This window comes from Corynebacterium gottingense (assembly GCF_003693265.1).
Classification (GTDB): Bacteria; Actinomycetota; Actinomycetes; order Mycobacteriales; family Mycobacteriaceae; genus Corynebacterium; species Corynebacterium gottingense.
Genome location: NZ_RDRE01000008.1, coordinates 62,043 through 73,636, shown reverse-complemented (window position 1 = coordinate 73,636; position 11,594 = coordinate 62,043). Strand labels below are relative to the sequence as shown.

At 63.6% G+C, this 11,594-nt stretch carries 16 protein-coding genes; 8 read left to right on the top strand and 8 right to left on the bottom strand.

Translation table 11 applies throughout. From position 1 onward, the window contains the following. The first annotated feature begins 20 nt into the window (after positions 1-20). Positions 21-1,193, top strand: a complete 1,173-nt coding sequence (locus tag EAW56_RS06745; protein ID WP_095547151.1) for a TerC family protein — start codon at positions 21-23, stop codon at positions 1,191-1,193. Between the two features lie 31 nt (positions 1,194-1,224). Here the strand turns inward: EAW56_RS06745 and EAW56_RS06740 are convergent, their stop codons facing one another. Further along, positions 1,225-1,518 carry a YciI family protein gene (locus EAW56_RS06740; RefSeq protein WP_122085803.1) on the bottom strand — a complete coding sequence of 98 codons (294 nt, stop codon included), beginning with the start codon at positions 1,516-1,518 and terminating at the stop codon, positions 1,225-1,227. A gap of 46 nt (positions 1,519-1,564) precedes the next feature. On the opposite strand from EAW56_RS06740, the gene pgsA reads away from it, so the two are divergent. From pgsA to EAW56_RS06720, 4 genes are all read left to right on the top strand, one after another. Beyond that, complete coding sequence (pgsA, locus tag EAW56_RS06735; RefSeq protein ID WP_244213377.1) at positions 1,565-2,104, top strand: CDP-diacylglycerol--glycerol-3-phosphate 3-phosphatidyltransferase; 540 nt, start codon at positions 1,565-1,567, stop codon at positions 2,102-2,104. Then, the gene (locus EAW56_RS06730) at positions 2,094-2,588 is read left to right on the top strand and encodes a CinA family protein (RefSeq protein WP_122085799.1); all 495 of its coding nucleotides are present in this window, start codon (positions 2,094-2,096) and stop codon (positions 2,586-2,588) included. Before pgsA ends, EAW56_RS06730 begins: the two co-directional genes overlap by 11 nt. Positions 2,589-2,596: 8 nt before the next feature. Next, positions 2,597-2,977: a helix-turn-helix domain-containing protein gene (locus tag EAW56_RS06725; protein WP_095277304.1), complete on the top strand. Its 381-nt coding sequence runs from the start codon at positions 2,597-2,599 to the stop codon at positions 2,975-2,977. A 70-nt stretch (positions 2,978-3,047) separates the two neighbouring features. Then, a complete protein-coding gene (locus EAW56_RS06720) occupies positions 3,048-3,905 on the top strand; it encodes a PspA/IM30 family protein (protein WP_122085797.1) in 858 nt (285 codons plus the stop codon). A 58-nt stretch (positions 3,906-3,963) separates the two neighbouring features. On the opposite strand, the gene EAW56_RS06715 is transcribed toward EAW56_RS06720, so the two are convergent. From EAW56_RS06715 to EAW56_RS06705, 3 genes are read right to left on the bottom strand one after another with little or no spacing between them, the layout of a single operon-like run. Beyond that, a complete protein-coding gene (locus EAW56_RS06715; protein ID WP_122085795.1) occupies positions 3,964-4,578 on the bottom strand; it encodes an energy-coupling factor transporter transmembrane component T family protein in 615 nt (204 codons plus the stop codon). Beyond that, positions 4,575-5,264: an energy-coupling factor ABC transporter ATP-binding protein gene (locus EAW56_RS06710; RefSeq protein ID WP_122085793.1), complete on the bottom strand. Its 690-nt coding sequence runs from the start codon at positions 5,262-5,264 to the stop codon at positions 4,575-4,577. The genes EAW56_RS06715 and EAW56_RS06710 overlap by 4 nt, the downstream gene beginning before the upstream one ends. Beyond that, positions 5,264-5,857: a biotin transporter BioY gene (locus EAW56_RS06705; protein WP_095545844.1), complete on the bottom strand. Its 594-nt coding sequence runs from the start codon at positions 5,855-5,857 to the stop codon at positions 5,264-5,266. Before EAW56_RS06705 ends, EAW56_RS06710 begins: the two co-directional genes overlap by 1 nt. 74 nt (positions 5,858-5,931) lie before the next feature. Here EAW56_RS06705 and EAW56_RS06700 point away from each other — a divergent pair, with 74 nt between their 5' ends. The 3 genes from EAW56_RS06700 to recX all read left to right on the top strand — a co-directional run bounded on the left by EAW56_RS06700 (position 5,932) and on the right by recX (position 8,171). Continuing rightward, a complete protein-coding gene (locus EAW56_RS06700) occupies positions 5,932-6,147 on the top strand; it encodes a DUF3046 domain-containing protein (protein WP_095545843.1) in 216 nt (71 codons plus the stop codon). A 246-nt stretch (positions 6,148-6,393) separates the two neighbouring features. Next, positions 6,394-7,548: a recombinase RecA gene (recA, locus tag EAW56_RS06695; RefSeq protein WP_095277290.1), complete on the top strand. Its 1,155-nt coding sequence runs from the start codon at positions 6,394-6,396 to the stop codon at positions 7,546-7,548. Continuing rightward, positions 7,548-8,171: a recombination regulator RecX gene (gene recX, locus EAW56_RS06690; protein ID WP_122085791.1), complete on the top strand. Its 624-nt coding sequence runs from the start codon at positions 7,548-7,550 to the stop codon at positions 8,169-8,171. The genes recA and recX overlap by 1 nt, the downstream gene beginning before the upstream one ends. 39 nt (positions 8,172-8,210) lie before the next feature. Here the strand turns inward: recX and EAW56_RS06685 are convergent, their stop codons facing one another. The 4 genes from EAW56_RS06685 to gluA form a co-directional block, all read right to left on the bottom strand. After that, positions 8,211-9,149: an amino acid ABC transporter permease gene (locus tag EAW56_RS06685; RefSeq protein WP_122085789.1), complete on the bottom strand. Its 939-nt coding sequence runs from the start codon at positions 9,147-9,149 to the stop codon at positions 8,211-8,213. Then, positions 9,149-9,835 (bottom strand): glutamate ABC transporter permease GluC, encoded by a 687-nt coding sequence (gluC, locus tag EAW56_RS06680; protein ID WP_095534755.1) that lies wholly within the window; start codon positions 9,833-9,835, stop codon positions 9,149-9,151. The genes EAW56_RS06685 and gluC overlap by 1 nt, the downstream gene beginning before the upstream one ends. Before the next feature lie 72 nt (positions 9,836-9,907). Continuing rightward, on the bottom strand, positions 9,908-10,783 hold the full coding sequence (locus EAW56_RS06675) for a glutamate ABC transporter substrate-binding protein (RefSeq protein WP_122085787.1): 876 nt from the start codon (positions 10,781-10,783) through the stop codon (positions 9,908-9,910). A gap of 50 nt (positions 10,784-10,833) precedes the next feature. Then, positions 10,834-11,562, bottom strand: coding sequence for a glutamate ABC transporter ATP-binding protein GluA (gene gluA, locus EAW56_RS06670; RefSeq protein WP_165765357.1), 729 nt, complete (start codon positions 11,560-11,562; stop codon positions 10,834-10,836). Positions 11,563-11,594 lie beyond the last annotated feature (32 nt).

The following is an 11,594-nucleotide window of genomic DNA, read 5'->3' as shown; positions in this document are numbered from 1 at the left end:
TCTGACCGGAGGATATGTCTATGCATGTGCCCCTGTATATCTGGCTCATCACCTCAGCGGTGATTCTCGGCTTCTTCGTCTTTGACTTCGTCTCGCACGTGCGAAATGCGCACGAGCCCACGATGAAAGAGTCCGGAGGTTGGGCCGCCTTCTACATGACGATGGCCGCAATCTTTGGCGGCATCGTTTGGTGGCTCTGGGACGCCGAGCACGGCGTACAGTTCTTCACGGGCTACATCACCGAGCTTTCACTGTCGGTGGATAACCTGTTCGTGTTCGCCTTGATTATGGGCGCCTTTAAAATCCCTCGGGCGTACCAGCAAAAGGTGCTGCTGATCGGCATTGTCATGGCGCTGGTCTTCCGCCTCCTGTTCATCCTGCTGGGCGCGGTGATCATCGAGGCGTGGTCGGACGTGTTCTACCTGTTCGCAGCCTTCCTGATCTACACGGCGATCAAACTCATCTACGACGAGGCGACAGACCAGCCCGACGAAGACCCGAACGACATGTTCGTGGTGAAAACGCTGCGCAAGGTCATTCCGGTGACCAAGTCGTATCACGGTGACCGACTGGTGTCGAAGACTGAGGCGGGGAAGAAGGCAGTGACCCCACTGTTTGTGGCGCTGCTGTCCATCGGTTTTATCGACGTGATGTTCGCGTTCGACTCCATTCCGGCTATTTTCGGTATCACTCAGGAGTCGTTCCTGGTCTTCACCGCGAACGCCTTCGCGCTGCTGGGCCTGCGTCAGCTGTACTTCTTGCTCAATGGCCTGCTGGACAAGCTCGTGTACCTGCCGTACGGGCTCGCGATCATCCTGGGCTTCATCGGTGCGAAGCTGCTGCTGCATGCACTGCATGAGAACAACTTGCCGTTCATTAACGGGGGCGAGGGCCTGGCCGTACCGGAGGTTGGCACTGTGGCCTCGCTGGTGGTGATTGTGGGCGTACTCGTGGTCACTGCGGTGGCGTCGATCCTTAAGGATCGGGCCGACGTGAAGGCCGGCAAGATGGATCCGAACGAGACGAGCTACCACATCGACTATGACGACCATGGCAACCGCCGCAAGGTGGACAAGTACGGTCACCACATCGAGTGGGTCGATGATCCGGCTACCTCCGGCAAGGGCGATCACACCGCCACGGGTTCGCGGGAGACGGATCACCTGCACGTCGCCCGCGGCGGTAAGAAGTAGGGACGAGGGGCGTCCCGGCCGAAACGCCGGCTTACTTCCCGGCGAAGATATTGCTCACCGGGTTCCACTCGTGGACCTCGCGGGACGCGAGCGCGGACTTCTCGGTGTAGGGGTCCGCGTCCATGATTTCCTCGGCGTCCGCGACCGTGGCGGTGTCCGGCAGCTGCAGGATGATGAGTGCCTGCTCGCCGCCCGCGTACGGGCCGGAGCCGACGATCCGTCCCAGCGACAGCTGGCTGGCGATGAATTCGCGGTGGGCGGGGCGGATGGCGTCGACAAGCGCCGTGTCCTCGCCGTAGATATAGGTAAACGCAAAATACTTCATGGGTGGCAGTCTAGGCCACAGCGAATGGATAGGTAGGCTGGTTTTTGTGAAGACTCAGTCCAATTGGAATCTGCCCAACGCTCTGACGTTGCTGCGAATTCTGTTTATCCCCGTGTTTGCGTGGCTTGTGCTCACGCAGCACTGGTGGTGGGCCTTTGGCCTGTTCGTGGCCCTCATGATCACGGACAAGCTCGACGGTGACATCGCCCGCGCGCGCAATATTGTCACCGACTTTGGCAAGATCGCGGACCCGATCGCGGACAAAGCACTGATGATTACCGCGCTGGTGACGCTCAACATCGCGAGCTCCTTGCCCGTCTGGATCACGGTGGTCATCATCGGCCGCGAGCTGGGTATTACAGTCTGGCGGATGTGGATGCTGCGCCAGGGCCACGTCGTTCCAGCTTCCAAGGGCGGCAAGCTTAAGACGGTGCTGCAGACCGTCGGCGTAGGGATGTACCTGTGCCCACTGCCTGGCTGGATGGACCTCCCGACGCTCACGGTCATGCTCATTGCCGTCCTGGTCACCGTGGTCACGGGCGTGCAGTACCTCGTGGACGCGCGAAAGGCCAACAATGGAGCGTGAGCTCGTCGCATTGCTTATCGACGCCCCCGCCACCCTCGCCTTCTGCGAATCCCTCACCGCAGGCCTCGCGGCCGCGACCGTGGCGCAGGTGCCGGGCGCTTCCGCAGTGCTGCGGGGCGGCCTGGTCACCTACGCGACGGACCTGAAGGAGTCGCTGGCCGGCGTACCGCACGCGGTGCTGGAAGCGAACGGCCCCGTCAGCCCCGTCACGGCGCGTGCCATGGCCGAAGGCGCGCGCCGAGTCTGTGGTTCGGACTACGGCGTCGCGCTGACTGGCGTTGCCGGACCCGACCCGCAGGACGGGCACCCGGTTGGCGAGGTGTGGGTCGGCATCGCGGGTCCGCGACGGAGCTTCGCCCTGGCCGCGGGTGGCACCGAGCCGCTGCGCGGTTCACGCCAGGAAATCCGCGAGGCGGCGGTGGGCGCGGCGCTGTCGGCCCTGTACAACGAAGTCCGGGAACAAACAGAAGGGGAGGACCGTTAGAACTCGTGATGGCAACTACAACTCTCGTACATGAATCACCGATGATCCGCCCCGCCGCGCTCGAGGGCGCGGCGGGGCGCCCCCTCGCCCCGGAGGTGCAGGAGCGCGAGCCGCTGCTGCGCGAGGCCCTCGGCATGTCGCTGCGCGCCTACCGCGCCGATAAGGGCGTGACGCTGCGCGAGCTGGCAAAGCAGGCGCGTGTGTCCTCTGGCTACCTCTCGGAGCTGGAGCGCGGCCGCAAGGAGGTCTCTTCTGAGCTGCTCGCGGCCATCTGCACCGCGCTGGACACGTCGGTGGCGGAGCTGCTGATGGAGGTCGTGGCGAACATGTCGCTGCACTCCATTCAGGAGGAATTGGCAACAACTTCACCGGCCGCAGCGGAAGCATAACTCGGCCCAGCACACTAGAGTGTTGGATTATTAGTGTGACTGACAGGTAACGAAAGGTTCTTGAAGTATTATGGCTAACCCGTTTGCGAAGTTCTGGAACTACCTCATGGCGCTCTTTGACAACAAGATCGAGGAGAACGCTGATCCGAAGGTGCAGATCGAGCAGGCCATCGGTGAGGCACAGCGCCAGCACCAGGCGCTGTCGCAGCAGGCTGCGGCGGTGATTGGTAACCAGCGCCAGATCGAGATGCAGCTGAACCGCCGCCTGGAAGAGGTGGAGAAGCTGCAGGCGAACACCAAGCAGGCACTGCAGCTGGCGGACAAGGCCCGCGAGGGTGGAGACGCCCAGAAGGCCCAGGAGTACGAGAATGCGGCCGAGGCCTTCGCCGCGCAGCTGGTCACCGCGGAGCAGAGCATCGAGGAAACGAAGCAGCTGCACGACCAGGCGCTGCAGCAGGCCACCCAGGCCAAGCAGGCGGTTGAGCGCAACGCTGCGCACCTGCAGCAGCAGGTGGCAGAGCGCTCCAAGCTGCTCAGCCAGCTGGAGCAGGCGAAGATGCAGGAGAAGGTCTCGGAGACCATGCAGTCCATGAACTCCATCACCGCCTCCGGCCCGAACCTGGATCAAGTGCGCGACAAGATCGAGCGCCGCTATGCAAAGGCACTCGGCTCCGCCGAGCTGGCAGAGAACTCCGTGCAGGGCCGTATGGCCGAGGTCGAGCGCGCCGGCATCCAGATGGCGGGTCACGGCCGCCTCGAGCAGATCCGCGCGGAGATGTCCGGCGAACTGTCTTCCGGCTCCAAGCCTGCCATCGAGCAGAACGCGCAGGGTGGGGTCGGCAACGCGCAGGGCGCAGCAGGCAACGGCGCGAACGTCAGCGACGACGCTGTCGCGCAGCGCATGCGTGAGCTTCGCGGCGAGAACTAAGGAGGGCGCCGGCGCGAGAGCGTGGCGCAAACGTCCCCATTGATGGCCCGCGGCGCGGTTAATCTACCGCGCCGCGGGCCATCAGTGCTTCTCCGATCATGCGCGCTCGCAGGACGGCGCGAATCACCAGAGGAATGCCAAACGCGGTAACGGAGAGCCCGAGCCCACGCGCCTTGCGCGCTTCCAGGACCTCATTGGCTGTAGCCAGCATGAGCGGGACGAGCCTGATCGTCAACGCGATGGCGAGGCTGATTGTGTTTACGGGGACTCCGAAGCGCTGGAGTGGCGCAAGGTTGCGATCAAGCGCATCTAAGAGCGCCTCTACCGTGGTGGTGAGCGTGAGTAGGTTCGCTGCGGCGATTGTGGCCAAGAGCCCGAAGAACGTGGCGGCAGCTGAGGCGAGACCGTTCTGCCACCAGAGAAACGCGGAGAGGAACGCCAACAGGGGGAGCACTGGCAGCGCCTGCTCCGCTGCAATGCGCGGCGGGATGGCCGCCACGGCGTAGAGGGTGACCACAAGCCCGAGCGCGGCGAGTGCGTGCCACGGGCGCGTGGGGAGCAATGTGACGGCGATGATGAAGACCAGCAGTGCGACGAACTTCGCCGTCGGATGCGCGCGGTGCAGCACCGAGTCGCCGGGGACGAAGACGCCGAGGGGGAGCGTACGGATCACGATGTCTGCTCCATGAGCTCGGTGTAGAAAGCGATCGCGTCGTCGGGGTTCCCGTTGTACGCCAGCTCGCCGTCATTGATGCAGATGACTCGGTCGAAGCCGCGCAGCATGTCCAGGTCGTGGGTGACGACGATCAGCTGCTGGTCCAGCGCATCGAGCTCCCTGATGATGCGGCGCCGGTTCCGCAGGTCCAGGAGGGTCGTTGGCTCGTCGGCGATGATCGTCTCCGGGCGGATTACCAAGACCGATGCCAGTGCGAGAAGCTGCTTTTCGCCGCCGGAGAGTGTGTGCGGGGACGCCTCAGCCTTGTCGCTCAGGCCGAATCGCTTGAGTGCTGCGTCGACGCGGTCGCGCACTTCCTGCCGGGGAAGTTTGAAGCGGCGAAGGGAAAATGCGACGTCGTCGCGCACACGAGGCATGACGATCTGCGACTCCGCGTCGGAGAACACAAAGCCGACGCGTTTGCGAATGGCTTTGCCGTCGGTGGAGGGCGACATGGCGTCGAAAAGCACCTGCCCCTCGGACGGCGTGATAAGGCCGTTGATGAGGCGGACGGTAGTGGATTTGCCGGATCCGTTGGAGCCAATGATGCCGATGCGGCGTTCCGTGAGCGTGAGGTTGAGGGGCGCGAGCACTGTGCGGCCGTCGTAGGAGACGGCGGCGCCGCGGAATTCGATGGTGGGCATTAGCGGCGGCGCATGTCGGGGAAGGCGGCGTGGACGGCGAGCGCGATGATGACCATGACGGCGATCTTCGCGGCGTCGGCGGGCAGGAAGGGGACCTGGGCGAGCCATGCGGCACCGAAGGAAAGGTCGGCGCGGAGCATGAGTCCGAAGACGCCGAAAAGGTACTGCAGGGCGAGCCCGAGGGTGCCGGCGACGAGGAAGAGGATGACTCGTCCGGCTTTGGACGAGCGGAGCGCGGAGTAGGCGATCGACCCGGCGACGGCCGCGGAGATGATGTAGCCGACGAGGTAGCCTGCGGTGGGGGATCCGAGCGCGTAGAGGGTGGTGCGACCTCCCGCGAGGACCGGGAACGCGAGCCCGATGAGCAGGATGAGGACGACGGAGGCGGTGCCGCGGCGAGCGCCGAGGACCAGGCCGGTGAGGATTGCGGCGGCGTTTTGCAAGACGATTGGCACGCCTGCGGTGCCGACGGGGATGGAGACAAAACCGAGGATCCAGAAGATGGCCGCGAAGACGGCGATGTAGGCAATGTCGACGGCGGTGATACCGGGCTTGGACCCCGCAGTGGCTGCCGGGGTGGTGTGTGTACTCATGGGTGAAACCTTAGTGAACGCTGTTCAACTCGTGCGATGCGGGGAGGGAGCGGTGCGCGTGTAGGTTAGACGGCATGCGTTTGACGGAATTTCGGCAGTTGGTGGAAGACGAATTCGGCTCGGATCGCGCCGGTTGGATTATCCAGTCCCAGGTGCTTTCCGTGGAGGGCGAAACGGCTGCAGAGATGATCGAAAGCGGGGTCGATCCGAAGGTGGCGTGGGAGCGACTGTGTGACTCCTTTGACGTGCCGCAGGAGCGCCGCCTGGGTGTAGACCGGCCTGGGAAGTAGCGCGCGGCCCTTTGTCTGCGGCGCGCTGTGTAGGGGTGGACCCACTTGTGTGTCGCGACGTGTACTCGAACACCTATGCGTGTATAGTCGTTGCGTGTCCGTGCCCTGCCGTAGAGTGCCAATCAGCGCCACAGGAGAAAAAGATTGGTGGCAGAGGGAACCGCACCCCTATGGTCGTGCGTCTAATAGATAAAGGGCGGCCACGGTGCCGCGTGCGAACCTACGAAAGACATAAAGGAGAACAACATGGCTGCGAAGAAGAAGGCTGCCGCGAATAGCGGCAACGAACGTCAAAACGCGCTCGATGCGGCGATGGCTCGGATTGAGAAGGACTTTGGCAAGGGCGCGATTATGCGTCTTGGAGACGATAACCGTCCGCCAATCCAGTCCATTTCTTCGGGCAATACTGCGATTGACGTCGCCCTCGGCATCGGAGGCTGGCCCCGCGGCCGTGTCGTAGAGATCTACGGGCCGGAATCCTCCGGTAAGACGACAGTGGCGCTGCACGCAATCGCGTCCGCCCAGCGCGCCGGCGGTATTGCCGCGTTCATTGACGCGGAGCACGCGCTCGACCCGGAGTACGCGCGCAAGCTCGGCGTGGACACCGATAACCTGCTGGTGTCCCAACCGGATACCGGTGAGCAGGCCCTGGAGATTGCGGACATGCTGGTGCGCTCCGGCGCCATCGACATCATCGTGATTGACTCCGTCGCGGCGCTGACGCCGAAGGCGGAAATCGAGGGCGAGATGGGCGACTCCCACGTCGGCCTCCAGGCCCGCCTGATGTCGCAGGCGCTGCGCAAGATGACCGGTGCGCTATACAACTCCGGCACCACCGCGATCTTTATCAACCAGCTGCGTGAGAAGATCGGTGTGATGTTCGGCTCGCCGGAGACTACCACCGGCGGTAAGGCGCTGAAGTTCTACGCCTCCGTGCGTTGTGACGTGCGTCGAATCCAGACCCTGAAGGACGGCCAGGATTCCATTGGTAACCGCACCAAGATGAAGATTGTGAAGAACAAGGTCTCGCCGCCGTTCAAGATCGCCGAGTTCGACATCATGTACGGCGAGGGCATCTCCCGCGAGTCCTCCATCATTGACCTCGGCGTGGACAACGGCATCGTCAAGAAGTCCGGCTCCTGGTTTACCTATGAGGGCGACCAGCTCGGCCAGGGCAAGGAGAAGGCCCGCAACTTCCTCAAGGACAACCCGGACCTGGCCAACGAGATCGAGGACAAGATCTTCCAGGCCCTCGGCGTCGGCGCGTACGCCAAGTCCAACAACAGCGAGGGCGATGAGCTTAGCGACGATCCAGTGGACATGGTCCCCAACGTCGACTTCGACGACGACGAAGTCGGCGACGGCGCCCCGGCCGGTGCGTCCGCCGCTGACGCGAAGTAGTGGCGGGCCCACGCGATCGGGGGCCGGCCCAGCCTGACCCGGAAAAACTTGAGCAGCTCAAGGAGGCCGTCGAGGCCTACGAACGCGGCGAGGGGAGCAACCAGCTCTTCGACCGCACTCGGGAGGAGGCCCTGGCCCCAGTGCGAAAGCGGGCGCTGGGGCTGCTCGACCAGCGGGCGCGCTCCCGCGACGAGCTGCGCTCCCGCCTCCTGCGCGCGGAGTTCGAGCCACAGCTCGTTGAGGACGTTCTTGATGAATTCGAGGGGTCCGGGCTGCTCAACGACGCGGCGTTCGCCCACGAGTGGGTGCGGCAGCGCGCGAAACGGCGCGGGAAGTCATCGCGGTTTCTGGACCGGGAGCTGCAGCAAAAGGGCGTGGCTCAGGCCGATCGGGCCGAGGCCCTAGCGCAGCTCAGTGAAGCAGACGAGGAGGCCACCGCGCGGGCGGTGGCAGAGAAGAAGGCCCGCCAGGTGAGGCACCGCCCCGACGGGCGGGCCGAGTACGACAAGGTGTTGCGACGCATCGTCGGCGCGATGGCGCGCCGCGGCTTCCCCGAGGGGATGGCGCTGCGCCTGGGCCGCGAGGTGCTTGAGCAGCGCCTCGCGGAGCTCGAGGGGGAGTGAGTGACGCGGGGCGTGGCGTCGAGAGGCGATGCCCCACGCTTACTCGTCAGGGTTGGCAACCTTGGTGTAGTTCGGGTTGTGCCAGTCCACGTTGACGTTGTCTTTGGTTTCCAGGCCCTGGCTGTGCTGCTCGGGAACCTTGGCAAAGGGGTTGCGGCGCGCGCGACCTGCGCGAAGCTGGTGCTCAACGCGTGACGCCAAGCGGGTGAGCAGGAAGTTGATGGCGATCATGATGATGGCCACGACGATGAGCGCAGGGATGTAGTTCTTGTTCGCGGACGCGACCTGAGTGCCCGAACGGACAACTTCGATGTAGCCGATCTGGTAGCCCAGTGCCGAGTCCTTCAGCGCAATGACCATCTGAGAGATGAGCGCCGGCAGCATTGCGGCGACGGACTGGGGGAGCAGGATCTGCCACATGGTCTGCCAGTGCGACATGCCCAAGGCCTGCGCTGCCTCCGACTGCCCGCGCGGGAGCGACTTGATGCCGGCGCGAAGGATCTCGGCGATGACGGCGCCGTTGTAGAGCGTCAGCGCGATGACGACGGCCCAGAACGCGAGCCCTTTCGGAGGAACGATCTTGAATACCGCGAAGAGCTGGTACAGGAAGATCATGAGCATGAGCACTGGGATGGCGCGGAAGAACTCAATGATTACGCCGCACAACCAGCGCACCACCTTGGTTTGGGCGAGTCGGCCGAGGCCGAAGATCACGCCGAAGACGATGGCGAAGACGATGGAGAGCGCAGCTGCTTTCAGTGTGCCGAGGAGTCCAGGCAAGATGTAGGTGGTCCAGGTGTTGGCCTGGACAAAGGAGGTCCACTTTGCGGCCTCGAGCTGGCCGTTGCTGGCGAGCGTGCTCATCACCCACCACGCGGCCGCAGCGAGGACGGCGATGGTGACAGCGGTGTAGATGTAGTTGCGTTTGACGGCGTTGGGGCCAGGGGCGTCGTAAAGAACTGTTGCGCGTACGGACATTAGCGCTTCACCGCCAATCGGTCAGAAAGCCAGCCCAGGGCGAGGCCCATCGGCAGGGTGAGGATGAGGAACCCGGCGGCGAAGACGCCGAAGACGACGAAGAGCTCGTTGGCGTGGAACTCGATCGTGGACTTCATCAGCAGCGATGCCTCGGCGACACCGATGACTGACGCGATGGTCGTATTCTTGGTCAGCGCGATCAGCGTGTTGCCCAGTGGCACGATCGCCGCGCGGACGGCCTGCGGGAAAATAATGAGCGAGAATATTTGCCCGAAGCTCAAGCCCAATGAGCGGGCAGCTTCGGCCTGGCCGAAGTGGACGGTGTTGATGCCGCTTCGGAGCGACTCGGCGACGAAACAGCTGGTGTACAGGATGAAGCCGAGCACCGCCAGGCGGAAGTTCTGGTCCGCGATGAACGTCGAGGAGTCCCTGCTGGCCAGTTCAAGCCCGAGGTTTTGGTACAGACCGAACGAGCAGAAGAGCACAACCAGGGTGAGTGGGGTGTTTCGCACCGTTTCGATGTAGGTGGTGGCGAGCCCGCGCAACACACCGACCGGCGAGACGCGCATTGCCGTCAGCAGCGTGCCTAAGAGCATCGCGCCGATGGCCGAATAGACGGTGAGCCGGATTGTGGTGAAAAATGCGGGCCAAAGCTTTGGCAGCAGGTCGGCCCATAGGGCGTCCATAGTTGACTCCTCGGTGCAGTGCGGTGAGTAGATTGGGGGCTGGCGCGGGGCGCGCGGGCGCGTGGGGAGCGCCTACTGCTCCAGGAATGACAGGTCGCCCGGCTTGTCCTGCTCGACGCCTACGCCGCCCTCGAGGTTTTCGTTGACGAACGTGTCAAAGGAGCCGTCCTCGTACATTGCCTTGAGCGCGGTATTGATGGCGTCGACGGTTTCGGTGTCGTCCTTGGTCACGCCGATGCCGTAGTGCTCGTTGGTAAACGGCTCGCCGTCCTTTTCCAGCTCCACGACCTTGAAGTCGCCCGGGGACTGGGCCGCGTAGCCGCCCAAAATAGTGTTGTCTGTGGTCAGCGCGTCGACGTTGCCGTTGCGCAGCGCCTCGACGCACGAGGAGTAGGTGTCGTACTCCTGGAGCTGCACTCCGGGGAGCGCGTCCTTGACCTTCTGCGCCGGGGTGGAGCCGGTGACGGAGCACAGGATGCGGCCGTCTAGGTCATCCAGGCCGTTGATGTCATTACCCTCACTGCGCACGAGCAGGCCCTGGTGGGTGAGCAGGTAGGGGCCGCCGAAGCTCACGGCCTCTGCGCGAGAAGAGTTAATGGAGTAGGTTGCGCCGATGGCGGCGACCTCGCCGTTTTGGATCAGGGTTTCGCGCTGCGCTGATGGGGTTTCGCGCCAGGTGATTTCAGGGTGCTCCCAGCCGTTCGCATCGGCGATGGAATTGACCACGTAGGTCATGATTTCCACGTCCAGGCCGGTCATGGAGCCGTCTGCTTCGCGCAGGCCGAGGCCCGGCTGGTCATACTTGGTGCCCAGGGTGACGTTGCCCGCCTCAATTTGGGCGAGTAGGCCGTCGCCGCTCTCGCTCGAGGTGCCGCCGCACGCGACGAGCATGGTGGCGGTGAGCGCTGCGATGGACGTGGTTGCCAGGGCGCGGAAGATGCGGTTCATAAGTGGTCTCCTTTGGGATTGGGATGAGGGGAAGGGAAGGGCGTAGGGGGTTAATGCGGAAGGATTTTGGCCAGGAAGTCCTTGGCACGATCCGACTGCGGGTTGGTAAAGAAGGATTCTGGGTCGGAGTCCTCCACAATCTCGCCGTCAGCCATGAAGAGGATCCGGTCCGCCACTTTGCGGGCGAAGCCCATTTCGTGTGTGACTACGACCATGGTCATGCCGGATGCGGCGAGTTCGCTCATGACGTCCAGGACTTCTCCCACCATCTCGGGGTCGAGGGCGGACGTGGGTTCGTCGAAAAGCATGACCTTCGGGTCCATGGCCAGGGCACGCGCGATAGCGACGCGCTGCTGCTGACCGCCGGAAAGCTGCGCCGGGTACTTGCCTGACTGGTTGCCAATGCCAACCCGGTCGAGCAGCTCGTTCGCGCGGTTGACTGCGTCCGATTTGCTGTGCTTGCGCACCTTGATGGGGCCGAGCGTGACGTTGTCACGGATGGTCAGGTGCGGGAACAGGTTGAACTGTTGGAACACCATGCCCACGTCGGCGCGCAGCTTGGCAAGGTCTTTCCCTTCCTCAGGAAGGAGCTTGCCGTCGATGTGGATCGAGCCTTCCTCGATGGTTTCGAGGCGGTTGATCGTGCGACACAGGGTTGACTTGCCGGACCCGGATGGGCCAAGCACAACGACAACCTCGCCTCTGGGAACGGTGAGATTGATGTCAGTCAGGGCGTGGAAGTCACCGAAATACTTCTGCACGCCCTCCATGAGAATCATGGGTTCAGTAGCCTGTGTCATGCATATAACAT